At 62.5% G+C, this 25,589-nt stretch carries 24 protein-coding genes and 2 tRNA genes; 17 read left to right on the top strand and 9 right to left on the bottom strand.

The window, feature by feature from the left end:
- Positions 1 to 12: 12 nt before the first annotated feature.
- Both ACFIQF_RS21050 and ACFIQF_RS21045 read right to left on the bottom strand, forming a co-directional pair.
- Positions 13 to 89, bottom strand: a tRNA-Met gene (locus tag ACFIQF_RS21050).
- A 139-nt stretch (positions 90 to 228) separates the two neighbouring features.
- Positions 229 to 305 (bottom strand) — tRNA-Met (locus ACFIQF_RS21045).
- A gap of 221 nt (positions 306 to 526) precedes the next feature.
- On the opposite strand from ACFIQF_RS21045, the gene ACFIQF_RS21040 reads away from it, so the two are divergent.
- Entirely contained in the window at positions 527 to 1,708 is a 1,182-nt protein-coding gene (locus ACFIQF_RS21040; RefSeq protein WP_393945604.1) for an ABC transporter substrate-binding protein, read from the top strand.
- Positions 1,709 to 2,071: 363 nt separating this feature from the next.
- Here ACFIQF_RS21040 and ACFIQF_RS21035 read toward each other — a convergent pair whose 3' ends face one another.
- The 4 genes from ACFIQF_RS21035 to ACFIQF_RS21020 all read right to left on the bottom strand — a co-directional run bounded on the left by ACFIQF_RS21035 (position 2,072) and on the right by ACFIQF_RS21020 (position 6,991).
- Positions 2,072 to 2,851 (bottom strand): enoyl-CoA hydratase, encoded by a 780-nt coding sequence (locus tag ACFIQF_RS21035; protein WP_393945603.1) that lies wholly within the window; start codon positions 2,849 to 2,851, stop codon positions 2,072 to 2,074.
- A gap of 145 nt (positions 2,852 to 2,996) precedes the next feature.
- Entirely contained in the window at positions 2,997 to 4,835 is a 1,839-nt protein-coding gene (locus ACFIQF_RS21030; RefSeq protein WP_393945602.1) for a M61 family metallopeptidase, read from the bottom strand.
- A gap of 193 nt (positions 4,836 to 5,028) precedes the next feature.
- Positions 5,029 to 5,745 (bottom strand): DsbC family protein, encoded by a 717-nt coding sequence (locus tag ACFIQF_RS21025; RefSeq protein ID WP_393945601.1) that lies wholly within the window; start codon positions 5,743 to 5,745, stop codon positions 5,029 to 5,031.
- Positions 5,746 to 5,839: 94 nt separating this feature from the next.
- Positions 5,840 to 6,991: an FAD-dependent monooxygenase gene (locus ACFIQF_RS21020; RefSeq protein WP_393945600.1), complete on the bottom strand. Its 1,152-nt coding sequence runs from the start codon at positions 6,989 to 6,991 to the stop codon at positions 5,840 to 5,842.
- A gap of 88 nt (positions 6,992 to 7,079) precedes the next feature.
- On the opposite strand from ACFIQF_RS21020, the gene ACFIQF_RS21015 reads away from it, so the two are divergent.
- The 7 genes from ACFIQF_RS21015 to ACFIQF_RS20985 all read left to right on the top strand — a co-directional run bounded on the left by ACFIQF_RS21015 (position 7,080) and on the right by ACFIQF_RS20985 (position 13,876).
- Positions 7,080 to 7,958, top strand: coding sequence for an MOSC domain-containing protein (locus ACFIQF_RS21015; RefSeq protein WP_393945599.1), 879 nt, complete (start codon positions 7,080 to 7,082; stop codon positions 7,956 to 7,958).
- A 97-nt stretch (positions 7,959 to 8,055) separates the two neighbouring features.
- Entirely contained in the window at positions 8,056 to 9,150 is a 1,095-nt protein-coding gene (gene ychF / locus ACFIQF_RS21010; RefSeq protein ID WP_393945598.1) for a redox-regulated ATPase YchF, read from the top strand.
- Between the two features lie 180 nt (positions 9,151 to 9,330).
- Positions 9,331 to 10,311 (top strand): NUDIX hydrolase, encoded by a 981-nt coding sequence (locus ACFIQF_RS21005; RefSeq protein WP_393945597.1) that lies wholly within the window; start codon positions 9,331 to 9,333, stop codon positions 10,309 to 10,311.
- 158 nt (positions 10,312 to 10,469) lie between these two features.
- Positions 10,470 to 11,339, top strand: coding sequence for a carboxylating nicotinate-nucleotide diphosphorylase (gene nadC / locus ACFIQF_RS21000; protein ID WP_393945596.1), 870 nt, complete (start codon positions 10,470 to 10,472; stop codon positions 11,337 to 11,339).
- Between the two features lie 103 nt (positions 11,340 to 11,442).
- Entirely contained in the window at positions 11,443 to 12,375 is a 933-nt protein-coding gene (locus tag ACFIQF_RS20995; RefSeq protein ID WP_393945620.1) for a tripartite tricarboxylate transporter substrate binding protein, read from the top strand.
- 104 nt (positions 12,376 to 12,479) lie between these two features.
- Positions 12,480 to 12,974 (top strand): nuclear transport factor 2 family protein, encoded by a 495-nt coding sequence (locus ACFIQF_RS20990; RefSeq protein ID WP_393945595.1) that lies wholly within the window; start codon positions 12,480 to 12,482, stop codon positions 12,972 to 12,974.
- A gap of 200 nt (positions 12,975 to 13,174) precedes the next feature.
- Positions 13,175 to 13,876, top strand: a complete 702-nt coding sequence (locus ACFIQF_RS20985; RefSeq protein ID WP_393945594.1) for a hypothetical protein — start codon at positions 13,175 to 13,177, stop codon at positions 13,874 to 13,876.
- 21 nt (positions 13,877 to 13,897) lie between these two features.
- Here the strand turns inward: ACFIQF_RS20985 and ACFIQF_RS20980 are convergent, their stop codons facing one another.
- Entirely contained in the window at positions 13,898 to 14,401 is a 504-nt protein-coding gene (locus ACFIQF_RS20980) for a YqaA family protein (RefSeq protein WP_393945593.1), read from the bottom strand.
- Between the two features lie 312 nt (positions 14,402 to 14,713).
- Between ACFIQF_RS20980 and dusB the strand changes: the two genes are divergently transcribed.
- The 5 genes from dusB (at position 14,714) to ACFIQF_RS20955 (ending at position 19,208) form a co-directional block, all read left to right on the top strand.
- Complete coding sequence (dusB, locus tag ACFIQF_RS20975) at positions 14,714 to 15,772, top strand: tRNA dihydrouridine synthase DusB (RefSeq protein WP_393945592.1); 1,059 nt, start codon at positions 14,714 to 14,716, stop codon at positions 15,770 to 15,772.
- A gap of 3 nt (positions 15,773 to 15,775) precedes the next feature.
- Positions 15,776 to 16,009 (top strand): Fis family transcriptional regulator, encoded by a 234-nt coding sequence (locus ACFIQF_RS20970; RefSeq protein ID WP_021027292.1) that lies wholly within the window; start codon positions 15,776 to 15,778, stop codon positions 16,007 to 16,009.
- 80 nt (positions 16,010 to 16,089) lie between these two features.
- A complete protein-coding gene (gene purH / locus ACFIQF_RS20965) occupies positions 16,090 to 17,676 on the top strand; it encodes a bifunctional phosphoribosylaminoimidazolecarboxamide formyltransferase/IMP cyclohydrolase (RefSeq protein ID WP_393945591.1) in 1,587 nt (528 codons plus the stop codon).
- 105 nt (positions 17,677 to 17,781) lie between these two features.
- The gene (locus ACFIQF_RS20960) at positions 17,782 to 18,276 is read left to right on the top strand and encodes a c-type cytochrome (protein WP_393945590.1); all 495 of its coding nucleotides are present in this window, start codon (positions 17,782 to 17,784) and stop codon (positions 18,274 to 18,276) included.
- Between the two features lie 221 nt (positions 18,277 to 18,497).
- Positions 18,498 to 19,208 (top strand): Bax inhibitor-1/YccA family protein, encoded by a 711-nt coding sequence (locus tag ACFIQF_RS20955; RefSeq protein ID WP_393945589.1) that lies wholly within the window; start codon positions 18,498 to 18,500, stop codon positions 19,206 to 19,208.
- A 102-nt stretch (positions 19,209 to 19,310) separates the two neighbouring features.
- Here ACFIQF_RS20955 and hemL read toward each other — a convergent pair whose 3' ends face one another.
- Together hemL and thiD are read right to left on the bottom strand one after the other, a co-directional pair.
- The gene (hemL, locus tag ACFIQF_RS20950) at positions 19,311 to 20,609 is read right to left on the bottom strand and encodes a glutamate-1-semialdehyde 2,1-aminomutase (RefSeq protein ID WP_393945588.1); all 1,299 of its coding nucleotides are present in this window, start codon (positions 20,607 to 20,609) and stop codon (positions 19,311 to 19,313) included.
- A gap of 119 nt (positions 20,610 to 20,728) precedes the next feature.
- The gene (gene thiD, locus ACFIQF_RS20945) at positions 20,729 to 21,661 is read right to left on the bottom strand and encodes a bifunctional hydroxymethylpyrimidine kinase/phosphomethylpyrimidine kinase (protein WP_393945587.1); all 933 of its coding nucleotides are present in this window, start codon (positions 21,659 to 21,661) and stop codon (positions 20,729 to 20,731) included.
- Positions 21,662 to 21,954: 293 nt separating this feature from the next.
- Between thiD and ACFIQF_RS20940 the strand changes: the two genes are divergently transcribed.
- From ACFIQF_RS20940 to ACFIQF_RS20925, 4 genes are read left to right on the top strand one after another with little or no spacing between them, the layout of a single operon-like run.
- On the top strand, positions 21,955 to 22,341 hold the full coding sequence (locus ACFIQF_RS20940; RefSeq protein WP_393945586.1) for a response regulator: 387 nt from the start codon (positions 21,955 to 21,957) through the stop codon (positions 22,339 to 22,341).
- Positions 22,342 to 22,350: 9 nt separating this feature from the next.
- On the top strand, positions 22,351 to 22,716 hold the full coding sequence (locus ACFIQF_RS20935; RefSeq protein ID WP_393945585.1) for a response regulator: 366 nt from the start codon (positions 22,351 to 22,353) through the stop codon (positions 22,714 to 22,716).
- 3 nt (positions 22,717 to 22,719) lie between these two features.
- Positions 22,720 to 23,247, top strand: coding sequence for a chemotaxis protein CheW (locus ACFIQF_RS20930; RefSeq protein WP_393945584.1), 528 nt, complete (start codon positions 22,720 to 22,722; stop codon positions 23,245 to 23,247).
- A 46-nt stretch (positions 23,248 to 23,293) separates the two neighbouring features.
- Positions 23,294 to 25,552: a methyl-accepting chemotaxis protein gene (locus tag ACFIQF_RS20925; protein WP_393945583.1), complete on the top strand. Its 2,259-nt coding sequence runs from the start codon at positions 23,294 to 23,296 to the stop codon at positions 25,550 to 25,552.
- The last annotated feature ends 37 nt before the right edge of the window (positions 25,553 to 25,589 follow it).

The following is a 25,589-nucleotide window of genomic DNA, read 5'->3' as shown; positions in this document are numbered from 1 at the left end:
GTTTTGTTCGTTTGGTGGTCGTAGTGGGACTTGAACCTACGACATCAGCATTATGAATGCTGCGCTCTAACCAACTGAGCTATACGACCAGGAGCGCAGATTGTAGAGGGAATTGGGGGCGGGTGGCGCGAAATTTTGGGTTTTTCGCTGCTGGCTTTCCTGAGTTTCGCGGGAAGGCGCCCATAGAAAAACCGCAGTGCTGTTGCCAACACTGCGGTTTTGTTTGTCTGGTGGTCGTAGTGGGACTTGAACCTACGACATCAGCATTATGAATGCTGCGCTCTAACCAACTGAGCTATACGACCGGCAGACCGCCATTATATACCGAAAAAATTGCTTGCCCCAAGATGTGCGAATTTTTTGTTGCTGCTCTGGTGCCAAGCACAGCGCGAACAAATTCGTCAATCACCTCAAACCCCAGTGTGTGTATAGACGGTATTACAAATAGAAAACTTTGTTGACATTGCGTGGCAGTTTGCGAATAGTGGCGCCTGAATTTTTGGGTTTATTGGTTCAGGAGAGACAGGTGACAGATAACAAGCTTACAAGCACAGCAGCAGCACCAGCGGTGGGCCACAAGCCCGGAAACTGGTCGCGCAGGCAGGCCATCGCGGCCATGGGGGCTTTGGCAACCGGAGCGCCGTGGATTGCGCGCGCCCAGTCGGGCCCCATTCGTGTGGCGGTCACGGTGGCGCACAGCGGCGTGGAAAAGCCCAACGGACAAGGTTTGTTCCAGGGGGCGCAGGCTTGCTTCAACGCCATCAACAAGGCAGGTGGCATGCATGGCCGCCAGGTGGAGTTGGTGCTGGCCGATGACGAGTTCAACCCCAACAAGGCCAAGGAGAATGCGCTCAAGTTCGCCTCGGATGCCGGTGTGGTGGCCTTGCTGAACCCGCAGGGCACGCGCCAGACGACCGAGGTGATGAATGCGGTGCGGCAACTGCCCATCATTGGCCCCAATACGGGTGCCACAGCTTTGCACAAGCGCGGCGCCGGCAACGTGTTCTGGGTGCGCACCAATTACGACGTGGAAGTGGAGCGCCTGGTGCGCTTTGCCGATACGCTGAACCTGAAGAAGATTGCGCTGGTGTACCCGAATGACCCGTTCGGCCAGTCGGTGCTCGATGGCTTTAACGCCGCTTTGGCGCGCCGCAATATCGAGGCCGTGGGCGTAGCCAGCACGCCGGGCACGGCCAGCCTGGATGTGGAGCCGGCCGCGCAGGCGCTGGCCAAGATGCCGGCGCAGGTGCTGATCATGAGCCTGGTGGGCACATTGCCCAAGTTCCACGAGGCCTACCGCGCCGCCGGTGGTACGGCGATTTCGTTTGCCCTGTCGCTGGGTGGCAGTGCGCCCAACCTGGCGGCCATGGCCAAGCAGCCGGAGCGGCCGATTTTCTCGGTGATCGTGCCGGCGCCGAATGCCGAGCGCTTTGAGCTGGCGCGCCGCTACCGCGCCGATATGCGTGCTTCGGAGTTCACCGGCGAATCGCTGGTCAGCCTGGAGGGCTACGCCAATGCGCGTGTGCTGGCCGAAGGCATGCGCCGCGCCGGCCCCAAGCTCGACCGCGACAGCGTGACCGCAGGCCTCGAGAGCATGAGCGATTTCGACCTGGGTGGCTTGCGCATCCGCTACGGCAAGGAGGCGCGCGAGGGCAATACCTATACCGACATCATTACCGTCGCGCAGAACGGGCAGATCATCAGCTGATGGTGGGAGAGCAGGAGAAGCAGAAAAACGCCGCAAATGCGGCGTTTTTTCTGGGTTCTTCTCCGACTCCGGATGCACAAGGGTGGCGACGAAGCCAGTTGCAATGCCTGTGTTGAGAGTCTTCGTTTTGGGCTGGTGATATGACCGCTTATGCTTTGTTGCGCGGGCTTGCCGTACCCGGGTACTGCCTGCGCCCGGATGGCCGGCCCCGCGCGGCGTCGCGCCTAAGCGGTCATCTCACCATTGCGGCGAACTGTTCCAGCGCCCGCTTCGCTGCAAAGCGAAGCTGCTTGCAAACCGTTCGATTGCGGTTTGCTCTTTCACGGTAATCCGAGAATATGCAGCGGGCGGCAGTGCAGCCGATCAGCTGTTGCTGAACTTGGCTTCGCGCTTGTTGACGAAGGCGTCCATGCCTTCCTTTTGGTCGTTGGTGGCGAAGAGCGCGTGGAACAGGCGGCGCTCGAACATGACGCCGTCGTTCAGGCTGCCTTCAAAGGCGCGGTTGACCGATTCCTTGGCGGCCATGACCGCCAGTTGCGAGAAGCCGCTGATGATGATGGCGGCGCCCAGGGCTTCTTCCATCAGCTTGTCCAGCGGCACCACGCGGCTCACCAGGCTGGCGCGCTCGGCTTCTTCGGCGTTCATCATGCGGCCGGTGAGGGCCATGTCCATGGCCTTGGCCTTGCCCACGGCGCGGGGCAGGCGCTGCGTGCCGCCGGCGCCAGGGATCACGCCCAGCTTGATTTCGGGTTGGCCAAAGCGGGCGTTGTCGGCGGCGATGATGAAATCGCACATCATGGCCAGCTCGCAACCGCCGCCCAGGGCGTAGCCGGAGACGGCTGCGATCACGGGCTTGCGGATGGTGCGGATGGTTTCCCAGTTGCGGGTGATGTAGTCGCCGCCATAGGCATCGGCAAAGCTGTACTTGGCCATGGCACCGATGTCGGCGCCGGCGGCAAAGGCTTTTTCGCTGCCGGTGATGATCATGCAGCCGATCTTGGCATCGGCGTCAAATTTCTTCAGTGCATCGCCCAGCTCGTTCATCAGCTGGTCGTTGAGCGCGTTCAGTGCCTTGGGGCGGTTCAGCGTGATGATGCCGACCTTTTCTGCTTCCACGCGCACTTCGATCATTTCGTAGGCCACGGTCTATCTCCTTGGGGTGTTGGCGCCAGCGGCCGGCTGGCGCATGTTGCTTGCTCAGGCATCCTACACCAAGCGGGCTGCTGCGGTGCGGCAGCTGGCGGAAAATGGCGCGCTGGGATACCTGAGGAAAACGGCCAAACGGCTGTCAGCGCCCATCCAGCCAGCGGTTGACGCGTGTTGCGTCGGCGACGGCGAGACTCACTGTATCGCCAGTGTTGGCAGTTTTTGTGTTGGCTTTGCGGCCCTTGGCGTTGCTGGCGGGGCGGGCGTTGGCGGGTAATTGCAGGCGCAGGCGCAGCAGGCGTTTGTCGCGTGCCACCAGGGCCAGCACTTCGGCGGCATCGCCGGCGTACAGCGGCAGATCGTCGAGTTTGAGAAGGCGCCAGCCCAGGTGGCTGTGGCTGGTTTGTAGCGGCTCGATGCCCAGCCATTCGTCGCCCGCCATCATGCCGGCGGCCTCGGCCGCGCCGCCGCGCAGCACCACTTTGAGGCTGATGCCGCCAGCACCTTCGGCCACGCGCAGGCCCAGCTGCTGGGCGATTTGCGCCGTCTCGGTCTTGTACTGGACGCCATGGCTTTCGAGCAGGCTGGCCAGTGGCAGATCGAGCTTGCCATGCACCCAGGCGGCAATATCGGCAGCCCAGCTGTGGCCGGTGAGGGCTAGCAGCACGTCGAGCAGATCCTGCTCGCGCATGGGGCCGGCTTTGCAGTGTTTGTAGAGCGCACGCATCACGTGGTCGAGCGTGGTTTTGCCTTCGCGGCGCAGGCTCAAGTCCAGGCACAGCGCCACCAGTGAGCCCTTGGTGTAGTAGCTGACGGTGGCGTTGGGCGTGTTTTCGTCCTGGCGGTAGTACTTGACCCAGGCGTCGTAGCTGGCTTCGGCCACGCTTTGCACATGGCGGCCCGGCGTTTGTAGCACCTGGTTGATGGTTTTGTTGAGCAGCTTGAGGTATTGCTCGTTGTCGACCAGGCCGGCGCGGCGCAGCAGCAGGTCGTCGTAGTAGCTGGTGAAGCCTTCAAAGAACCACAGCAGCTCGGTGTAGTTCTCGCGCTCGTAGTCGTAACTGGCCAGCTCGATGGGGCGCAGCCGTTTGACGTTCCAGGTGTGGAAATACTCGTGGCTGATGAGGCCGAGCAAGGTGGTATAGCCGCTGCTGGCCTTGGCCTCGCCTTTGCGCGGCAGGTCGCGGCGGCTGCAGATGAGCGCGGTGGAGTTTTTGTGTTCGAGGCCGCCGTAGTTGTCGTCCATGACGTTGAGCATGAACACATAGCGCTCAAACGGCGGTTTGCCTTTGGGGTGCCAGAGGCGGATTTCGGTTTCGCAGATTTTCTGCGTGTCGGCGATCAGGCGCTCGGCGTCGAAACTGGGCGCTGCGCCGGCCACGACAAAGCGGTGCGGCACGCCGTGGGCGGTGAATTCGGCGCTCCAGAACTCGCCCATTTCCACCGGGCAGTCGGCCAGCTCGTCGTAGCTGGCCGCGTGGTAGCGGCCAAAGCCGTTTTTGTTGACCTTGATGGGCGTGAGGCCGGTGGCCAGCTGCCAGCGCGGCTGGTTGACGGGTGGCTCAACGTGCAGCACCTGCAGCACTTGCTCGGCACCGTGCACGCGCAAAAAGACGCTGGTGCCGTTGAAGAAGCCGCGCTGGCTGTCGAGCCAGGCGGTGCGCACCGAGCTGTCGTAAGCGCAGATCTGGTAGCAGATGGTGAGCGGCAGGCTGGGGTCGGCATCGATCTGCCAGCTGTTTTTGCCTTGCTGCACAGCGTCGACCAGCTGGCCGCCTTGGCTGGCCGTCAGATCCTGCAGGTTTTTGGAGAATTCGCGCACCAGGTAGCTGCCCGGGATCCAGACCGGCAGCGAGACGGTTTGCTGTGCCTGCGGTTGCGGGATGTTGAGCACCACCTCATACAGGTGGGCGTGCAGCTGGGCGGGGGTGATGGTGTAGTGGATGGCGTTGGCGGCAGCCAGAGGAGCGCTTTTTTTCATGGAGCAAGGATAGCCAAAGTCAAATCGTTGCCAGCCAGTATAGGTAAAGCGCGGCAAGGCCCAAAGAAGCCGGGCCGGGTTTGGGGCGGCTGTGGGGCGGCGCAAACTGCTGCACTGCTGTTGAAAGCTGCAGCCCCAGACGCGAAAAAGGCCCCGCAGGGCCTTTGTCTGTAGCAGCGTTGGGGGGCGGCGCTTACTTGGTAGCGGTTTTCAGGCGCTTTTCGATCTCGTCGGAACCAATGGCGCCGGGCACGCGCGAGCCGTCGGCGAAGAACACGGTGGGCGTGCCGGTGATCTTGTACTTGCGGCCGAATTCCATATTGCGCTGCAGCGCCGTCACGTCGCAGCTCGAAGGGGCGGCGGGGGCATCCGTGCCCTTGACCATGTGGCTGGTCCACTCTTTGGCCGGGTCTTTGGAGCACCAGATGTTGCGCGATTTTTCGACCGAATCGGGGCTCAGGATCGGGTAGAGGAACATGTAGACCGTCACGTCCTTGACGTTTTGCAGGTCTTTCTCAAAGCGCTTGCAGTAGCCGCAGTTCGGGTCTTCAAACACCGCCAGCTTGCGCGAGCCATTGCCGCGCACCACCTTGATGGCGTCTTTGAAGTTGAGGCTGTTGAAGTCGACCGCGGTCAGCTTGTTGATGCGGTCTTCGGTGAGGTTGCGGTGCGCCTGGGTGTCGATCAGCTCGCCCTGGATCAGGTAGTTGCCCTTGGCGTCGCTGTAGAACACGTCGGTGCCCACGCGCACCTCGTACAGGCCTTGCATGGGCGTGGCGCTGATTTCGTCGATCTTCTGCAGCTGCGGAATACGCTCCGACAAGGCCTTGCGGATGGAATCTTCTTGCGCGCTGGCGCTGAAACTGGCTGCCAGGGCGGCACTGGCCAAAACGGTAGCGAAAAATCGCATGGGAGCCTCTCTCATCTAGGAATGCTGAATAGTGAAAAGGCCCCGGAACCGCTGCGTGTTCCCCGGGCCAACAGAGCTTTGTACCAGATGTGCGCTAAAAGTTCACTCCCATGGCCTGGCGCGTGACCCAGGCCTTGAGCGGCCCGCTGTGCTCGAAGCCGCTCATGCCCCAGTTGCGCAGGTTGGCCAGCGGCAATTCGGGCCTTGTGAACAATTGTTGGATGCCGTCCATCGCAAAACCGATGGGCGCCAGGCGCGCCTTGCGCTCGCGCTCGTAGCGGCGCAGCAGGCGCAGATCGCCCAGGTGGCGCCAGCGGGCGTCTTCGCTGGTGAGCAGGCGGGCGAGGGCGGCAATATCGGCCATGCCCAGGTTCAGGCCCTGGCCGGCCAAGGGGTGGACGGCATGGGCGCTGTCGCCGGCCAGCACCCAGCTGGCGGGTTCGCGCCTGCCTTCGCTGTCCGGCATGGCGCCGCACCACTGGCGCGCCACCGATTGCTGCAAAGGCCAAGCAGCGCGGGGCGCGGCCACAGTGAGGCGGCCCAGCGCGCCTTGGCTGGCCGATTGCAGTGCCAGCGCAAATGCCTCGTCGTCCATGGCTTGCAGCGCGGCCACCTGGGCCACGGGCAAAGACCAGACCACGGCCACTTCGTGGCCATCGGCGCCGCCCAGCGGCAAAAAGGCCAGAATGTCGCCGGCCGGCGAGAACCACTGGCGCGCCGCCTGGCCGTGCGGCAGCTCGGTGCGCAGGCGCGTGGCAATGGCGGTCTGGTGGTAGGGCATGGTGGCAAATTCCACGCCAAATTCTTCGCGCGTGCGGCTGTGCTTGCCTTCGCAGACCACCGTCAGGCTGGCGTCGACCGGGCTGTTCAGCACTTCCACCATGGGCTGGTAGCGTACGGCGGCGGCCAGCTGGGCTTCGAGTGCGGGCACATCGACGATCCAGTTGAGCGCCTCGGTGTTTTGCTGGCTGGCCTCAAAATGCACCTCGCCGCCCGCGTCGCCGTACACGTCCATGCGCGTCACTGGGGTGGCGTAAGAGCTTTCGGGCCAGCTGCGCACCGATTGCAACACCTCGCGCGAGAGCTGGTTGAGCGCATAGGCGCGCACATCGCTGTGACCGCTGTTGCTGGAGGCGGGGGCCGTGTCGACCAGCGCCACACGCATGCGCTCACGCGCCAGCAACAATGCCAAGCTGCGCCCGACAATGCCGGCGCCACGGATACAAACATCGAATTCGGAAGCCATAGGCAGACTATTGTAGTGGTGGGCCGTTGCCAGAGCGGTTTCCTCGTTACAGTGTGGTCTGCACCGAATAACCCAGTGACAAAACGCCATGGACACCGATTTTTTTGACGTCAGCGGCCAGATTGGCCAGTTGTGGATTTTCCCGATCAAATCCTGCGCTGGCATAGCGGTGCCAAGCGCGCGCCTGCTGCCTACGGGTCTGGAGTACGACCGCGCTTTCATGCTGGTCGATGCGCGCGGCGAGTTCATTTCGCAGCGCGAGATTGCGCGCATGGTGTTGGTGCAGCCGGCTATTGAAGGCGCAGTGATGACGGTGAGCGCCCCAGGCATGCAGCCGCTGGCCATCGACATGGCTTTTACCGGGCCAGAGCGCACGGTGCGTGTGTGGGACGACAGCGTGCCCGCACTCCAAGCGCCCGATGCGGTGAACGCCTGGTTCAGCCAATATTTGGGCACGGAATGCTTTTTGGTGCGCATGGCGCCCACGGCGCAGCGCCTGGCCAGCAAAAAATGGACGGCGGGCGCCGATGCACCCACGCAGTTTGCCGATGGCTACCCGGTGCTCGTCATCAGCCAGGCCTCGGTGGACGAGCTGAACCAGCGCCTCGTGCAGGCTGGCCACAGCCCGGTGGTGGCCGAGCGTTTTCGCGCCAACATCATCGTCAACGGCTTTCAGTCGCACGACGAAGACCGCATTGAAGCGCTGGCCGTGCACCAGGGCGCAGAAGGCAGCCAGCAGTGGCTGGATCTGCCGCTGGTCAAGCCCTGCGCGCGTTGCCCCATCCCCGATATCGACCCGGCCACGGCCCGCAGCGGCACCAGCGTGACCGACACCTTGCAAACCTACCGCCACGACGACCGGCTGGACGGCGCAGTCACCTTTGGCATGAACGCCATCGTGCCCGCTGGCGCTACGGCCGTGCTGCAGGTAGGCGGCCGCGTGGGCGGTGCACTGCAGTTTGATTGACGCTGCCAGCAGGTGTTGAATACGCCTGCTTTGCTCAGCCAAAACCGGCTCGGCTTAAAATGCCGGGTTTGTCCGAAAGAATAGAGAAAGCACTGCCATGAGCCTGAAATGCGGCATCGTCGGTTTGCCAAACGTTGGCAAGTCCACCCTTTTTAATGCGTTGACCAAGGCTGGTATTGCCGCCGAAAACTATCCTTTCTGCACCATCGAACCCAATACCGGCGTGGTGGAAGTGCCCGATCCGCGCCTCGATGAGCTGTCCAAGATCGTCGAGCCCGAGCGCATCGTGCCCGCGATTGTGGAGTTTGTGGACATTGCCGGCCTGGTGGCGGGCGCCTCCAAGGGCGAAGGCCTGGGCAACCAGTTCCTGGCCCACATCCGCGAGACGGACGCCATTGTCAACGTGGTGCGCTGCTTTGAAGACCCGAACGTGATCCACGTGGCCAACAAGGTCGATCCGATCGCCGACATCGAAGTCATCCAGACCGAGCTGTGCCTGGCCGACCTGGCCACGGTAGAAAAAGCGCTGAACCGCTACAGCAAGGCTGCCAAGTCGGGCAACGACAAGGAAGCGGCCAAGCTGGTGTCGTTGCTCACGCCCATTCAGGCCGTGCTCAACGAAGGCAAGCCGGCCCGCATCGTGCCCGTCAGCAAAGAAGACGCGCCCCTGCTCAAGCAGTTCTGCCTGATCACCGCCAAGCCCGCCATGTTTGTGGGCAATGTGGCCGAAGACGGTTTTGAGAACAACCCGCTGCTCGACCAGCTCAAGGCCTACGCCGACGCGCAAGGCGCCCCGGTGGTGGCCATCTGCGCCAAGATCGAGGCCGAAATGTCCGAGATGAGCGACGAAGACCGCGACATGTTCCTCGAAGAGCTGGGCCAGACCGAGCCCGGCCTGAACCGCCTGATCCGCGCCGGCTTCAAGCTGCTGGGCCTGCAAACCTACTTCACCGCCGGTGTGAAGGAAGTGCGCGCCTGGACCGTGCCCGTCGGCGCCACCGCGCCGCAAGCGGCAGGTGTCATCCACGGCGATTTTGAGCGTGGCTTCATCCGTGCCCAGACCATTGCGTTTGACGACTACATCCAGTTCAAGGGCGAACAAGGCGCCAAGGAAGCCGGCAAGATGCGCGCCGAAGGCAAGGAATACATCGTCAAAGATGGCGATGTGCTGAACTTCCTGTTCAACGTCTAAGCCAGCTGGCTCACAGCACCGGCGCTCCCAATGCGCAGCGGTGTCATGAAACCCCCAACCCGCTGCCGAGCCAGCGGGTTTTTTGTCTCTGCAAGCAAGCGCAAAACTGAGGCTATGGCGTTATAAGATAGCGCGCAGAACAAGCGCCCATCCATCCACGTACTGAGGGAATCTGATCTGGTGACCACTTCCGCCGCACAAGCAGCCAAAGCACGCACTCTGAGCCAAACCGAGCGCGAGCAGCATTCGGTGCAGGCCGATCTGGTGGCTGTGCTGGTGGCCGTGAGTGGCGGCCAGCCGCGCATCCTGACCACGCAAAGCGGCGCCACCTTGCCCGCCGGGCCGTTTACCGCCAACCACCGCTCGCTGCAAGCCAGCCTGCGCGCCTGGGTGGAGACGCAGACCCACCACCCGCTGGGTTTTGTCGAGCAGCTCTACACCTTTGCCGACCGCGACCGCTCGCAGGAAGTGGGCATGCGCGCCATTTCCATCAGCTACCTGGCACTGACCCGTGAGCTGGACGACGCTGGCAATGCCCAGCCCGGCTGGCAAGATTGGTACCGTTACTTCCCCTGGGAAGACGGGCGCGGCGGCATGCCGGCTTTGCTATCTGCTCAGATTGCACCGGCGCTGCGAGCCTGGAGCGGTGCTGCTGGCGACAAACGTGTGGCGAGCGCGCGCTGGGAGCGGGCGAGCGTCATCTTTGGCCTGGACGGCAACGACTGGAATGAAGACCTGGTACTGCAGCGCTACGAGCTGTTGTTTGAAGCCGGCCTGGTGGCCGAAGCTTGGCGCGACGGTGTGGCTGCGCCCGCTGGCCAATTACTGCTGGGCACGCCCATGTGCAACGACCACCGCCGCATTCTGGCCACTGGCATGGCGCGGCTGCGCGCCAAAATCAAATACCGCCCTGTCGTCTACGAGCTGATGGCGGACAGCTTTACGCTCTTGCAATTGCAGCAAACGGTCGAGGCGCTGGCCGGCCGCGCCCTGCACAAGCAGAACTTCCGCCGCCTGATCGAGCAGCAAGCCTTGGTGGAAGAAACCGGCCAAATGAGCACCGCCAGCGCGGGCCGCCCCGCCAAACTGTTCCGCTTTCGCCGCCATGTGGTGATGGAGCGGGCGCTGGCGGGCAATAAGCTGCCTTTGGCGCGGGGGTAGCGCGGCGAAGCTGTTTGCCTGGTTGCGCGCCCAAGGCTGTAAGCGCGTGGTTTGGATGCGCAGCGCTTGACTTTATTTATGCTCACAATTAGCATAAGAAAACAGCGCGACCGGAGACAAGCCGTCGCGCCCCTTTTTTTCAGCTTTAAATACTCAAAATGAGCATTAATACGATTGCCGCCTTGCCCGTTTCGCCCTTGCCCGATGTGATGCTGGAGCCGCTGGTGCGCATGGCTTTGTTGGAAGACCTGGGCCGAGCCGGAGATTTGACCACCGACACCATCGTGCCAGCAGACGCGCAAGACAGCCTGCGCCTGGTGGCGCGGCAAGAGGGCGTGTTGGCGGGCCTGGATCTGGCGCGTTTGGCTTTCCGCCTGATGGACAGCGAGCTGCGCTTTGAGCCGCTGTGCGGCGATGGCACGGTGCTGGCGCCCGGCATGGAGATTGCGCGCGTCAGCGGCAAAAGCCGCGCCATTTTGACGGCCGAGCGCACGGCCTTGAACTACCTCTGCCACCTGAGCGGCGTGGCCAGCGCCACGTATTCGATTGCACAGGCCATCAAGGCTTACGGCACGCGTGTCACTTGCACACGCAAGACCATGCCCGGCCTGCGCGCCTTGCAAAAGTACGCGGTGCGTGTGGGTGGCGGCAACAACCACCGCTTCGGGTTGGACGACGCGGTGCTGATCAAAGACAACCACATTGCGCTGGCCGGAGACGTGGCCACGGCTGTGGGCCGGGCGCGTGCGGGCGTGGGCCACATGGTGAAGATCGAGCTGGAAGTGGACACGCTCGCGCAGTTGGAAGTGGCTTTGCAACTGGGCGTGGACGTGGTCTTGCTGGACAACATGGATCTGGAGACGTTGCGCACGGCCGTAGCGATGTGCAAAGGCAAGGCGACGACCGAGGCATCAGGCCGGATCACGCCCGAGACGGCGCCAGCCGTGGCTGCTACTGGCGTAGACCAGATCGCAGTGGGCTGGCTGACGCACAGCGCCAAGGTGCTGGACATCGGTCTGGACGCCTGATCACTCCCCGTTTCAACTTCCCTGATTTGCAAGGAGGCCCGCCGTGGCCCGATTTTCCCAACGCGCTTCATGGTTCTGGGTGGCTGCTGCCACAACGGCGTGCATGGCTGCCGGTGTCTGGCTGGGCAACAGCAGCATGGCTGCTTCGCGTTTTGACAAGCCGATCACCATCGTTGTCACCTTTCCGCCTGGCGGCGGCACCGATCTGCTGGCGCGCAAGCTGGGCGCGGCCTTGCAGCAGCGCATTGGCCAGAACGTGATTGTGGAAAACCGGCCCGGTGCCAGCGGCAATATTGGCGCACGCCATGTGGCTGAGGCAGCGGGTGACGGCTCTACTTTGCTGATGGTGAACAGCTCGTTCGCCATCAACCCGGCGGTATACCAGCAGTTGGATTTTGATCCGCGCAACGATTTCAAGCCGGTGCTCAACGTGGGCACGATTGCCTCGGTGCTGGTGGTGCCGCAGAGCAGCACGCTGCAAAACCTGGCCGATGCGCGTGCTGCCGCCCAGGCGCAGGAGCTGCCGTTTGCATCGTGTGGCAACGGCACGCCGCAACATATGGCGGGTGAGATGCTGGCCCAGGCCGCACATCTGCACTTGCAGCATGTGCCGTACAAAGGTTGTGGGCCAGCCATTACTGCAGTGGCGGCAGGCCAGGTGCCAATGGGCGTGGTAACGGCCAGCAGTGCTGCGCCATTGGTGGACGCGGGCCGCGTGCGCGCCATCGCCATCACCGCGCCGCAGCGGCTGGCGCAGTGGCCGCAAGTGGCAACCGTGGCCGAGCAAGGCGTGGCAGGTTTTGCGGTGGAGCAGTGGCACGGTTTGCTGGCGCCAGCTGCTACCAGCGATGCCCGGGTGCAGCAGATGCACGCCGTGCTGGCGCAGATTCTGGCTGAGCCGGCCATGCAGCAGTCTTTGCGCGACCAAGGCTACACGCCCGTGCAGCAAAGCACGGTGCAGTTCGGCAAGACGATTGCGAGCGATATCGACCGCTATTCCGCCGTGGCACAGCAACTGGGTTTGCGGGTGGATTGAGGCATGTGGCAGCCGGGCGGCTGCGCAATAGCGCTTGGCTGACGCCACGGGCAGGCGCTGCAGAGTAAAACAGGGCTTTTGTTCAGATCTGCCAGGAGCCTGCCATGCGCCTTACGTCTACCAGCCTGTTGTTGAGCGCTGCCATTGCCAGCACGCTGCTGCTCTCGGCCTGCAGCAGTACCACGGGCCCGGTCGCTGCCGGCCCGCTCGCCAATACGCAGCAGCGCGAGGCCAACAAGAAGAACGCGGTGGATTTTTACAACCAGTTCTTCAACCAGCATGATTTGACGGCGGCCGAGCGCTATATCGGCAGCAGCTATACCCAGCACAACCCGCGCGTGCCCAATGGGCGCGAGGCGTTTGTGCAGGCGTTCACCGCCATATTCAAACAGTACCCGCAGCGCCAAAGCGTCATTCAGCGGGCCATTGCCGAGGGCGACCTGGTGGCGCTGCATGTGCATTCCACCAATGCGCCGGGCGAGCGAGGCAGCGCGATTGTGGATATCTTCCGTTTTGATGCGGCGGGCAAGATTGTCGAGCACTGGGACGTGATCCAGCCCATCCCGGAGACTACCGCCAGCGGCAACAGCATGTTTTGAGGGCCGGCGAGAAACGCAGGCCCGGCTTGTGACAGTTTTGCGGCGCCGGGCCTGCTGTTGCTGCGCCGCCGCAATGCGCTGGATAGGGCCTGACGCGCAGCGCCGACGCTTTTTATAATCCGCGCCACCCCTTGTTGGCGCGTGGTGTCGGGGCTCTGCTGCAGGCCTGCGGCCGGGCCGCTGCCGCGCAAAGGATGCCCATGCGTTTGATTCCCTTGCCTTGCCGCATTGCCCTGGCGTTGTGCGCTGCCCCGCTTCTGGCCCATGCGGCCCGCCCCATGAACACCGATGACGCCCGTGTGGTGGACGACAAGTCCTGCCAAATCGAAAGCTGGGCCAAGCGCATCGACGGCCATACCGAGTTCTGGGCGCAGCCGGCCTGCAATTTCACCGGCAATTTGGAGCTGACGCTGGGTGGCGCCTGGACGCGCCAGGACGGCAGCACGCAGCGCAGCGCGCAACTGATCCAAGGCAAGACATTGTTCAAACCGCTGGAGACCAATGGTTGGGGTTATGGCCTGGTCGTGGGCCTGTCGCGCGACCCGCGGACCGGCTCCGGCCGCGGTCACGACACCTATGCTTATGTACCAGCCAGTTTTTCCATGGCCGATGACAAGCTGGTGCTGCACACCAACCTGGGCTGGCTGCGCGAGCAGGACACGCGGCGCAACCGCTTCACCTGGGGCTTGGGCTCCGAGACGCAGCTGAGCCAGAGCAACTGGCTGATCGCCGAAACCTACCGCCAAGGGCTGGGCCGACCTTTCTACCAGGTGGGGCTGCGCCATTGGTTGGTGCCGGAGCGCGTGCAGGTCGACGCCACCTATGGCAATCGCTTTGGGGGCGAAGGCGGCCACTGGCTGTCCATCGGTCTGCGCCTGCTGTCTCCCCAGTTTTTGCCTTGAGCGTTTTGCTGGGCGGCGGGGTCAGGGCCACAAATAGAGCACGCCCGCCGTCATGACGAGGTAGCGCAGAAATTTGCCGATGGCCATGTAGACCACGCAGGGCCAAAAAGGCAGCCGCAACCAGCCGGCAATGGCGCAGATCGGGTCGCCCACCACCGGCAGCCAGCTCAGCAGGCAGGCCTTGGCGCCAAAGCGGCGCAGCCACACGCGGGCAATACGCTGGTGGCGGCTTTGCTCATGCGGGGCTTTGGCCGCTGGCGCTTCGCCCGCGTGGCGCCTGTTGCGTGCAGCGCGCCAGGCTTTTTGTGCGCCCAGGCCCATCCACCAGCTGATGGCGCCACCGATGGTGTTGCCGGCTGTGGCCACCAAGATGGCGGGCCAGAACAGCTCCGGGTTGAGCTTGAGCAAGCCAATGACCACGGGCTCCGAGCCCAGCGGCAGCAAGGTGGCTGACACCAATGCGACGATAAAGACGGTGCTGAGCCCGAACTGGGGCAGGGCCAGCCACTGCAGCAATTGATGCATCCATGCTTCCATGGGCGCCAGTGTAGCGGCTGCACCAGGCCGCTTTCGTCAGCCAAGAGCCCGGCTGCCAGACGGTGCTGCCACGAGCGTGGACAGTTTTTTACCAACTGGTGTGCGTCGGTGGTCACTATCGGGCCGAGTGCGGTGGCTGTTTTGCCGGACCCGCTGCGATGGCACAAATTTTCAGCTGTCAAGCGGGTCGTTTTGGTGTTTGCTGCTTTTTTAAGCAGGTACAATCAACCCCCTCAGCTTTTTCTCTCCACCCCATTTCAGCCTCCGCGCTGCCTTTGGCAGTGCGTGCTTTTGCATTCCATGTCCGTGCGCATCGGTCCCTATCAATTGGCCAACAACGTGTTTGTGGCACCCATGGCGGGTGTCACGGACCGGCCCTTCCGCCAGCTGTGCAAAGCGCTGGGCGCGGGCTATGCGGTCAGCGAAATGGTGACCAGCCGCAAGGATTTGTGGGACAGCCTGAAAACCAGCCGCCGTGCCAACCACGCGGGCGAGCCGGGCCCGATTGCGGTGCAGATTGCCGGCACCGATGCGCCGATGATGGCCGAAGCCGCCCGCTACAACATCGAGCGCGGTGCGCAGATCATCGACATCAACATGGGTTGCCCGGCCAAAAAGGTCTGCAACAAATGGGCCGGCTCGGCGCTGATGCAAAACGAGCCCTTGGCGGTGGAGATTGCAGCGGCTGTGGTGGAAGCCGCTGCCGCCTACAACGTACCCGTTACCTTGAAGATGCGCACCGGTTGGTGCGATGCGCACAAAAACGCCATCGTGCTGGCACGGCAGTTTGAGCAAGTGGGCATCCAGATGCTGACGGTGCACGGCCGCACGCGCGAGCAAGGCTACAAAGGCCTGGCCGAGTACGACACGATCCGCGCCGTCAAGCAGGCGGTCAGCGTGCCGGTGGTAGCCAATGGCGATATCACCAGCCCTGAAAAAGCGCGTGATGTGCTGGCCTATACCGGCGCCGATGCGGTGATGGTGGGGCGCGCAGCCCAAGGGCGGCCCTGGATTTTTCGAGAAATCGTGCATTTCCTGCAGACCGGTGAGCACCTGGCGCCACCGCTGGTGGCAGAGTTGCGCCGACATTTGCTGGCGCACCTGCAAGACCACTATGTGCTGTACGGAGAGAGCACGGGCGTGCGTTCGGCGCGCAAGCACATCGCGTGGTACGTGCGCGATCTGCCGGGAGGGGACGCGTTTCGACGCGAGATGAACCAGATGGAAGACAGCGCAACGCAATGGCGTGCGGTGGCCGATTACCTGACTGCGCTGGAGCAGCAGATGGATCGCCTGCCGGCCGCGTCTGCGCTGGCGGCCCGCGGGGGAGCTGAGGCCGAAACAACAACGATTGAATGATGTATGAGCAAGACGACGATTGAACAGTCCGTGCGCGACAGCCTGCAGACCTATTTCCAGGATCTGGAAGGCGAGGTGCCGGACCGTGTGTATGAAATGGTGGTGCGCATGGTGGAGCGCCCCATGTTGGAAGTGGTGATGAACCACGCCGACAACAACCAGTCGCGCGCAGCCGAATGGCTGGGCCTGAACCGCAATACCCTGCGCAAGAAGCTGGTCGAGCACAAGATGCTCTGACAACCCCTGTCCGATTCATAGCCGCTGGCGCTGATGGCGCGGGCGCTGAGCCTGTTTTTTATCTTTAGAGATTGATGGTCATGAAAGCACTGATTTCTGTTTCCGACAAGACCGGTATCGTGGAGTTTGCGCAAGCGCTGCACGCTCTGGGTGTGCAACTGCTGTCCACGGGCGGTACCGCCAAGCTGCTGGCCGACAAGGGCCTGCCCGTGACCGAGGTGGCTGAGGTTACCAAGTTCCCTGAAATGCTCGACGGCCGCGTCAAAACCCTGCACCCCATGGTGCACGGCGGCCTGCTGGCCCGCCGCGACTTCCCTGAGCACATGGCTGCACTCAAGCAGCACGGCATTGAAACCATCGATCTGCTGGTGGTCAACCTCTACCCGTTTGAAGCCACGGTGGCCAAGCCCGGTTGCACGCTGGCAGATGCCATCGAGAACATTGACATTGGCGGCCCCGCCATGGTGCGCTCTGCTGCCAAGAACTGGAAAGACGTGGGCGTGGTCACTGCTGCCGACCAGTACGAAGCCGTGCTGGGCGAGCTGAAGGCCGCTGGCAAGCTCTCCAACAAGCTGCGTTTTGAACTGTCGGTGGCTGCGTTCAACCGCATCAGCCAGTACGACGGCGCCATCAGCAACTACCTGTCGTCGGTGAAGTTTGAAGACGAAAAGTTGAGCGAAGAATACGTGCCCGAGCGCGCTGCCTTCCCTGGCCAGTTCAACGAGCAGTACCTGAAGGTGCAAGACCTGCGCTACGGCGAAAACAGCCACCAGCAAGCCGCCTGGTACCGCGATCTGGCGCCTGCTGCCGGTTCGCTGGCCACTGGCGTGCAGCTGCAAGGCAAGGAACTGAGCTACAACAACATTGCCGACGCGGATGCCGCCTGGGAATGCGTGAAGAGCTTTGAAGTGCCGGCCTGCGTGATCATCAAGCACGCCAACCCTTGCGGCGTGGCCGTGGGTGCGAACCCGTTCGAGGCTTATTCCAAGGCTTTCCAGACCGACCCGACCAGCGCTTTTGGCGGCATCATCGCCTTCAACCGCCCGGTGGACAAGGCTGCGGCCGAAGCCGTTTCCAAGCAGTTTGTCGAAGTGCTGATGGCTCCTGAGTTCAGCGCCGAAGCGCTGGAAATCTTCAAGGCCAAGGTCAATGTGCGCCTGATGAAGATTGCACTGCCCGCCAACTACGGCAGCGTGCGCAATGCGCTGGAAACCAAGCGCGTGGGCTCGGGCCTGCTGCTGCAATCGGCCGACAACCATGAGCTCAAGCTCGAAGAGCTGAAGGTGGTGACCGTCAAGCAACCGACGCAAGAAGAACTGCAAGACCTGCTGTTCGCCTGGAAGGTGGCCAAGTTCGTCAAGTCCAACGCCATCGTGTTCTGCAAGAACGGCATGACCATGGGCGTGGGCGCTGGCCAGATGTCGCGCCTGGATTCGGCCCGCATCGCCTCGATCAAGGCCGAAGCAGCCAAGCTGAGCCTGAAGAACACGGTCGTGGCGTCGGACGCTTTCTTCCCGTTCCGCGACGGTCTGGATGTGGTGGTCGATGCTGGCGCAACTTGCGTGGCACAACCGGGTGGTTCGATGCGCGACCAGGAAGTGATCGACGCTGCCAATGAGCGCGGCGTGGCCATGGTGTTCACCGGCGTGCGTCACTTCCGCCACTAAAAAGACCGGGGCCGCACTGGCGCGGCCCGGCCTTGCTCTGGGGCGTCAGCCCTGCTTTTATTAACTGCGCCCCTGGTTTTGGGGCGTGTCCATTTTGGGTGAGCCATGAGTGATAGGGAAGACCGCGACGGCGACGAAGCGCCGCGCCGCTCGCGCTGGTGGGGCGTGGTGATTGTCGGCTTCGCCCTGGTGATCGGCCTGGGCATGTTCAATATCGGGCGCCTGATCTTGCGGCCCAAGCCCGAAGTGGTAGCCGTGGAAAAGGCTATCGAAGCCAACCCGCAGCTGCAGCTGGGGCGCGATCTGGTCAGCAAAAGCAGCGATTGCATGCGCTGCCACACCATGGAGCTTGATGTGGTGGGCCCAAGCTTCATGACCATTGCCAAGCGCTACGGCGACCGCCCCGACGGCGTGGCTTACCTGGCACACAAGATCCGCGAAGGCAGCGTGGGCGAGTGGGGCCGCATCGTCATGCCGCGCCACCCGCAGGTGACGCAAGAGCAGGCCGAGCTGATGGCTGGCTGGCTGATGGCGCTCAAACCCAAAACGGCAGAGAAGGCACCGGCAGCAGAGGCGGGTGCGGCTGGCACAGCCCGCTAAGGCACTGTAGCTGCGACGCTGAACCGCGCATCACCAAGCCTGCCGCCCAAACGTTGCAGGCTTTTTTACTGCTTGGCGGCAATAGCCTGCAAGCTGTGGGCGGAATGTTAAGCAATTGTTGGTTGAATCTGCGATACTTTCTCGCACGGGTGGCAACTATCGGCGCAATAGCGTTGATTAAAGACCCCTGGTAGATCGACAAAACCTGAAGGAGGAAAACCATGAACTATCCCGAATACGCCGGCCATGGCGGCGGCGTACCCGAGGCGCACAGCCGCGGCGAATTTATCAAGGCGGCCTACAGCCATCTGGCGGTCGCCATTCTGGCTTTTGCCGTGGTGTCGTTTGGCCTGTACGCCAGCGGCGTGTCGTTTGCCATGCTCAAGATGCTGGGTGCCAGCAAGTGGAGCTGGTTGGCGGTGATGGGGGCCTTCATGGTGGTGGGCTGGTTGGCCACCAATGCCGCCGACAACTCCGAAAACAAGAGCACGCAATACCTGGCCCTGGGCGGCTACGTGTTGGCAGAAGCACTGATTTTTGCCCCGATGCTGGCCATGGCCAGCATCATCGCCCCCGGCTCCATCCAGGCGGCGGCCATCGCCACTTTGGCGCTGGTAGCGGGTTTGACCTTCACCGCATTCACCAGCGGCAAGGATTTCTCCTTCCTCGGCGGTTTCCTCAAGATCGGTGGTCTGGTGGCTATCGGCATGATCATCGCTGGTGTGATCTTCGGCTTCAAGCTGGGCATCTGGTTCTCGGGCGCGATGATTCTGTTTGCCGCTGCTTGCGTGCTGTATGACACCTCGCAAATCATCCACCACTATCCGTCGGACCGTCCTGCAGGCGCTGCGCTGCACCTGTTTGCTTCGGTGGCGCTGATGTTCTGGTATGTGCTGCGTCTGATCATGTCGCTCAGCGGCAACGACGACTGAGTACTAGCAACAGCAGCTCCATAAAAAAACCTCGGCCAGTGATGGCCGAGGTTTTTTGTTTTTAGCAGACCCGCAACAGGCGGCTGCGGGCAGGGCTTGGGATTACAAGGTCTGGAACACTTCGCGTGCGGCTTGCACGGTGGAGGCAATGTCTTCATCGCTGTGCGCGCTGCTGACAAAGCCCGCTTCGTACAGCGCTGGCGCAAAGTAGTGGCCACGCGAGAGCATGCCGTGGAAGAACTTGTTGAAGAGCTGCTTGTCGCTCTTCATCACCTCTTCGTAGTTGTGCGGCAGCTCGGGCAGCAGGAAGAAACCGAACAGGCCGCCCTGGTGGTCGACGCTGAACGGAATGCCGGCCGCATCGGCCTCGGCCTTCATGCCGGCCATGAGCTTGCCGGTCTGCTGGTGCAGGCGCTCGTGGAAGCCGGGCTGGCTGATCAGCTCCAGCGTCTTCAAGCCGCAGGCGGTAGCAATCGGGTTGCCCGACAAGGTGCCTGCCTGGTAGACCGGGCCCAGCGGCGAGAGCTTTTCCATGATCTCGCGGCGCGCGCCAAAGGCGGCCATGGGCATGCCGCCGCCGATCACCTTGCCCATGACCGTGATGTCGGGGCGGAAACCGGGGATGGCTTGTGCATACAGGCTTTGCGCGCTGCCCAGGGCGACGCGAAAGCCCGTCATCACCTCGTCGTAAATCATCAGTGCGCCGTGCTCGTCGCACAGCTGGCGGATGCGCTGGGTGAAATCGGGCGTGGCGCGGACAAAGTTCATGTTGCCGGCGATCGGCTCCATGATCACGCAGGCGATCTGGCCGTGGTATTTGGCAAAGGCTTCTTCCAGTTGCACCAGGTCGTTGTACTCGAGCACCACCGTGTCTTGCACCACTTCGGCGGGCACGCCTGCTGACGAGGAAGCGCCAAACGTGGCCAGGCCCGAGCCGGCTTTGACCAGCAGCGCATCGGCGTGGCCGTGGTAGCAGCCGTTGAACTTGATGAGCTTGTTGCGGCCGGTGTAGCCACGGGCCAGGCGGATGGCGCTCATGCCCGCTTCGGTGCCCGAGCTGACCAGACGCACCATGTCCATCGACGGCATCAGCTTCAGGATGGCCTCGGACAGCGCCACTTCGCGCTCGGTGGGCGCGCCGAACGAGAAGCCGTCGAGCAAGGCGGCTTGTACGGCCTGCACCACTTCAGGGCGGCCGTGGCCCAGAATCATCGGGCCCCATGAGCCGATGTAGTCCACATACTGCTTGCCATTGGCGTCCCAGATATGGGCGCCCTGGGCGCGGGCGATGAAGGGCGGTGTACCACCCACGGCATTGAAGGCGCGCACGGGCGAGTTGACGCCGCCGGGAATCACCTGGCGGGCGCGTTCAAACAGTTGGGCGTTTTTGTCAGTCGTCATTGCGTATCTCGTCGTCAATAGGTTGGCGCTGATTGTCGGCCAAGGGCCGGGCGATCGCTGTCCCGGCAGTGTTTACTGCAGCGGGCTGTGCTGGTTTGGGGTGGCTGAGCGGCGCGCCATCAATGCCCTGGCGTGGCGGCTGCGCCAGCGTCCTGCTCAGAGGCCTCGTCGGCTTCGTCGTCATCATCGCCGGCGTGCACCCAGAACAGACGGTCTGGAATCGTCTTGCCCATGCCGGGGCGCAGGCCGCCTTCCAGGCATTTGTCGAGGTAGGTCATGGCTTCGGCAGTGGCGTCGCTCAGCGGCACTTCGGTGGCGAGCAGGGCGGTCAGTGCGGCGCTCAAGGTGTCACCAGCGCCGATGTATTCGGTTTCGAACAACTCGAACTCGCCGCTGCCATAGATGGTGTCGGCCGAGGCCAGCACGTTTTCCACATGCTGGTGGTGCGTGGGAATGCCGGTGACCAGCACGAAGGGCACGTTTTTCTCGGCCGCCGCGCGGGCAATGTCGCGCGGCGTGGGTGGGCGCTCCGAGGTGCGGTCGGGCAGCAGCCAGCGCCAGAGCAAACCGTAAGCGCCCACCAACAAAGTTACCTGGGGCAGCAGCAGCTCCTGGTAGGCGTCGAGGTAGTCGTCGATCAGCTCGCCGTCCCACCAGGCCATGCTGCTCAGGTAGGCCACCACCGGCACTTCGGAGTAGTCGTTGGTGATTTCAGCGCACACGCGGATGTTCTCGATCGAGCCCAGAAAGCCGATTTTGATGGCCCGGATCGGAATGTCTTGCAGCACCGCCTGCGCTTGTTGTTGCACTGCGTCATCGGGCAGCGGGTAGAAATCGAGCGTATCGAGGGTGTCGCGCACCAGGCTGCCGGTGACCACGGTACAAGGGTGGGCGCCCATCGAGGCCACCGCGAGGCTGTCGCCATTGATGCCGCCTGCGCCGCTGGGGTCGTTGGCATTGATGCACAGCACGCTCACCGTATCGATGGAGGCGGCCAGGGTGCTCTCGCTGGCAATGGATTCGGGCACGGTCGGGGTGGTGGATGATGTCATAGGTCAAGGGTATATGGCACAGTGCCGCAAGAACCACAACCGGGGATGTTGAAAAGCTACAATCGTTGCATTCTAGGAAAAGGCTCGTTAAGCTTTTCAAAATTAGGAGCAGGGGCGACGGATGCAGTGTACGCGTTGTGGTGCAAAATGCGCCAAAAACGGGTACCGTTTTCGTCAAAAGAAACCGCATTCAAGGCGGTTCATTGTTTCGTGCGAACGGGGTGGGGAGGGGCGTTGTCCGCCTGTGCTGCCGCGTGCACCTGCATTTCATACATTGGTGAGGAGAGTGGCCGGTGACAGCATCCGCAGAAAACTTCAAAGTCCTGGTGGTGGACGACAGCAATACCATTCGCCGCAGTGCCGAAATCTTCCTCAAGCAGGGGGGCTACGAGGTCCTGCTGGCAGAAGACGGGTTTGACGCACTGTCCAAAATCAACGATTTCCGGCCGGACATGGTGTTTTGCGACATCCTGATGCCCAAGCTCGATGGCTACCAGACTTGCGCCATCGTCAAGCGCAACGAAGCCTTTGCTTCCACACCAGTGGTCATGCTCTCGTCCAAGGACGGCGTCTTCGACAAGGCCCGTGGCCGCATGGTGGGCTGCGAAGACTACCTGACCAAACCATTTACCAAAGACCAGTTGCTAGAAACCGTCGAGCGCTTTGTCGCCGTACGGTAAGGAGGGGTTGTGCCTATTCAAAAAGTGTTAATCGTGGATGACTCGAAAACCGAGTTGATGTTTTTGAGCGATCTGCTGGCGCGCCACGGCATGGCAGTGCGCACGGCGCAAAATTCCGAAGAGGCCATGCAGCGCCTGGCCGAAGAGCGCCCCGACCTGATTCTGATGGACGTGGTCATGCCCGGGCAGAATGGCTTTCAGCTCACCCGCTCGATCTCGCGCAACCCGGATTACGCCGACATCCCCATCATCATGTGTACCAGCAAGAACCAGGAAACCGACCGGGTCTGGGGCATGCGCCAGGGGGCCAAGGGTTATGTGACCAAGCCGGTGGATCCTGCCGAGCTCAAAGCCAAGATCGAGGCACTGGGATAAGGCATGGCACAACGCGAAGACCTACGAGATCTCCAGGCCCGATTGGCCGATCGCTTGAGCCAGGCGCGCACGCAGACAGCCGTCGGCGCCTCGTGGTTGGCAGTCAAAATCAGCCATCGCAACTTTCTGCTGCCTCTGAGCCAGTCCGGTGAAGTGGTGGGTTGGAGCGGCGTCGAGCCGGTGCCCTATACCAAGCCCTGGATGCTGGGAGTGACCAGTATCCGGGGCATTTTGTTGACCGTGGCCGATCTGGCCACCATGCTGGGCTTGCCGGTGGCGCGAAGCGAGCAGGTGTTTGCTGGTGCTTCGGTCGTGGCGCTCAACCCGATGATGGGTGTGAACGCAGCGCTGTTTGTCGAGCATCTGGAAGGGCTGCGTGGTGTCGCCGACTTTCAGCAATCGAGCGATGCACCCGAGGGTGCGCCCGAGTTCTACGGAGCGCTCTACACCACGGCTGGCGGCGAGCAATGGCAGGAATTGAACCTGCAGCTGCTGGCCAATGCGCCCGATTTCCTGGACATCACGGCCTAGGCCGGCTCCGAAATCGCCCGCCCACACTGACCCAAAACGAATCTGTATGTTTAGCAAACTCTTCAAACGCAAAGACGACACGCCGGAACCCGGCGTCAGTATCTTTCCCGATGGCGACCAGGTCATGCTCTCCGAAGGTTCCTCGACCGGCGACGCCATGGTGGCCGCAGCGGCTCCCGCTGCCAGCTCCAGCAACGACTACATGGAGCAACTGGTCGAAGGCGAAACCCGTGGCGACGACCTGGTAACCCTGCCCGTGCTGGGCACCGCGCCCGCTTCCAAACACCAGAAAACGCTGTTGGCGGTGGTGATCGGCGGCCTGGTGGTGTTCTTCGCGCTGGCCATGTGGGCCATCTTGCAATCGCGTACCGTCAGCAGCCAGTTGTCGGCCACCGGGCAGGCGCTGACCCAGTCGCAACGTCTGGCCAAATCGGTGGGCCAGGCACTCAACGGCGATGAGCAGGCATTCAATGACGTGGCTGACAGTGCCGCTGTGCTCAAGCAAAACGTGCTGGGCCTGAAGTCGGGCGACGATGCGCTGGACATCAAGGCGCTGGCTGATTCGTATGCGCCCATGCTCGATCCGCTGGTCGAAGACGCCAACCGCACCTCGGGCAAGAGCGACATCATCATCAAGCAAAAGGCCTCCCTGGTCTCGATGAACAAGGCCTTGCAAGCCATCCACAAGAACACCCAGAACCTGCTGGAGCTGAGTGAAGCCGTGGTCAGCCTGAAGCTGCAACAAGGTGCGCCTACCGCTGAAATCGCCGCTGCCAGCCAGCTGACCATGCTGACCCAGCGCATTGCCAAATCGGCCAGCGATTTCCAAGGTGGTGCCGGTGCCAGCGCCGAAGCGGTTTTCCTGCTCGGCAAAGACTTGAACACCTTCAAGGAAATCGTCGGCGGCCTGCTCAATGGCAGCAACGAACTGCGCCTGGGCGCAGCCCGCGACACCGCAGTGCGCGAAAAACTGCAAGCGCTGAGCAACCAGTACGAAGCCACGCTCAAGGACGGCTCGGCCGTGCTGGGCAACCTCAAGGGTATTTCCGAAGCGCGCGAAGCCGGCGTGTCCATCCAGGCTGCCAGCGAACCCATGCGCCAAGGCTTGGGCAACCTGCAGACCGAGCTGAACAGTGGTTCGAACCGCGTCTGGCTGTACCTGGTTGGCATTGTGCTGGCCGCTTTGCTGGTGGGTCTGGGCGGTTGGGGCCTGGTGCGTCTGCAACTGGTGGATTCTGCCAACCGTCGCCGCGCTGCTGAAATGCTGCAAGAAGACGCCAAGCGCCAGGAGCAAGAGGCCAAGCGCCTCAATGACGCCAACCAGGCCGCCATTTTGCGTTTGATGAACGAGCTGCAATCGGTGGCTGAGGGCGATTTGACGCAAGAAGCCACGGTGACGGAAGACATCACCGGCGCTATCGCCGACTCGGTGAACTACACCGTGGAAGAGCTGCGCATGCTGGTGGGCAGCGTGCAGAACACGGTTACCCGGGTGGCACAGACCACCTCGACGGTGGATTCCACCTCGACCGAACTGCTGGCCGCATCGACCGAGCAGCTGCGCGAAATTCGCGAAACCGGCAAGTCGATTCTGGACATGGCAACCCGCATTAACCAGGTGTCCTCGCAAGCGCAGGAATCGGCCTCGGTGGCGCGCCAATCGCTGCAAGCAGCCGAGTCGGGCCTGAAGGCGGTGGAAAACACCATCGGCGGTATGAACTCGATCCGCGACCAGATCCAGGACACCTCCAAGCGCATCAAGCGCCTGGGCGAATCCTCGCAAGAGATTGGTGAAATTACCGACCTGATCTCGGACATTACCGAACAGACCAACGTGCTGGCGCTGAACGCCGCCATCCAGGCCGCTTCGGCGGGTGAAGCCGGTCGCGGCTTCTCGGTGGTGGCCGAGGAAGTGCAGCGCCTGGCCGAGCGCTCGGCAGATGCAACGCGCCAGATCTCGGTGCTGGTGAAAGCCATTCAGACCGACACCCAGGACGCGGTGGCCGCTATGGAGCGCTCCACCCAGGGTGTGGTCGAAGGGGCCCGCCTGTCCGACAGCGCAGGTACCGCGCTGGCTGAGATCGACCGCGTGTCGCGTCGTCTGGCCGAGCTGATTTTGCAGATTTCGCGTTCGGCATCGGACGAGGCCGTGCAGGCCAACGAGGTGGCCGAAAACATCCAGCACATCTTCGCGGTGACGGAGCAGACCAGTGATGGCACCCGCACTACGGCACAACAGGTGCGTGAACTGTCGCAAATGGCGGAGGAGCTGCGCCAGTCGGTTGCGCGATTCAAGATCGCGTAACCCACACCTGTTGTTCATTTTTGACCCGCAATCGGGG

Source organism: Comamonas trifloxystrobinivorans (assembly GCF_043359985.1).
Taxonomy (GTDB): domain Bacteria; phylum Pseudomonadota; class Gammaproteobacteria; order Burkholderiales; family Burkholderiaceae_C; genus Comamonas; species Comamonas trifloxystrobinivorans.
This window is presented reverse-complemented; position numbering and strand designations above follow the sequence as displayed.

Bases quoted from the DNA above. Each gene is read 5' to 3' on its own strand.
- ACFIQF_RS21030 (WP_393945602.1), bottom strand. From the start codon at position 4,835: ATGAAAAAAAGCGCTCCTCTGGCTGCCGCCAACGCCATCCACTACACC.
- ACFIQF_RS21025 (WP_393945601.1), bottom strand. From the start codon at position 5,745: ATGCGATTTTTCGCTACCGTTTTGGCCAGTGCCGCCCTGGCAGCCAGT.
- ACFIQF_RS21020 (WP_393945600.1), bottom strand. From the start codon at position 6,991: ATGGCTTCCGAATTCGATGTTTGTATCCGTGGCGCCGGCATTGTCGGG.
- ACFIQF_RS21015 (WP_393945599.1), top strand. From the start codon at position 7,080: ATGGACACCGATTTTTTTGACGTCAGCGGCCAGATTGGCCAGTTGTGG.
- ychF (WP_393945598.1), top strand. From the start codon at position 8,056: ATGAGCCTGAAATGCGGCATCGTCGGTTTGCCAAACGTTGGCAAGTCC.
- nadC (WP_393945596.1), top strand. From the start codon at position 10,470: ATGAGCATTAATACGATTGCCGCCTTGCCCGTTTCGCCCTTGCCCGAT.
- ACFIQF_RS20995 (WP_393945620.1), top strand. From the start codon at position 11,443: ATGGCTGCCGGTGTCTGGCTGGGCAACAGCAGCATGGCTGCTTCGCGT.
- ACFIQF_RS20990 (WP_393945595.1), top strand. From the start codon at position 12,480: ATGCGCCTTACGTCTACCAGCCTGTTGTTGAGCGCTGCCATTGCCAGC.
- ACFIQF_RS20985 (WP_393945594.1), top strand. From the start codon at position 13,175: ATGCGTTTGATTCCCTTGCCTTGCCGCATTGCCCTGGCGTTGTGCGCT.
- ACFIQF_RS20980 (WP_393945593.1), bottom strand. From the start codon at position 14,401: ATGCATCAATTGCTGCAGTGGCTGGCCCTGCCCCAGTTCGGGCTCAGC.
- dusB (WP_393945592.1), top strand. From the start codon at position 14,714: ATGTCCGTGCGCATCGGTCCCTATCAATTGGCCAACAACGTGTTTGTG.
- ACFIQF_RS20970 (WP_021027292.1), top strand. From the start codon at position 15,776: ATGAGCAAGACGACGATTGAACAGTCCGTGCGCGACAGCCTGCAGACC.
- purH (WP_393945591.1), top strand. From the start codon at position 16,090: ATGAAAGCACTGATTTCTGTTTCCGACAAGACCGGTATCGTGGAGTTT.
- ACFIQF_RS20960 (WP_393945590.1), top strand. From the start codon at position 17,782: ATGAGTGATAGGGAAGACCGCGACGGCGACGAAGCGCCGCGCCGCTCG.
- ACFIQF_RS20955 (WP_393945589.1), top strand. From the start codon at position 18,498: ATGAACTATCCCGAATACGCCGGCCATGGCGGCGGCGTACCCGAGGCG.
- hemL (WP_393945588.1), bottom strand. From the start codon at position 20,609: ATGACGACTGACAAAAACGCCCAACTGTTTGAACGCGCCCGCCAGGTG.
- thiD (WP_393945587.1), bottom strand. From the start codon at position 21,661: ATGACATCATCCACCACCCCGACCGTGCCCGAATCCATTGCCAGCGAG.
- ACFIQF_RS20930 (WP_393945584.1), top strand. From the start codon at position 22,720: ATGGCACAACGCGAAGACCTACGAGATCTCCAGGCCCGATTGGCCGAT.
- ACFIQF_RS20925 (WP_393945583.1), top strand. From the start codon at position 23,294: ATGTTTAGCAAACTCTTCAAACGCAAAGACGACACGCCGGAACCCGGC.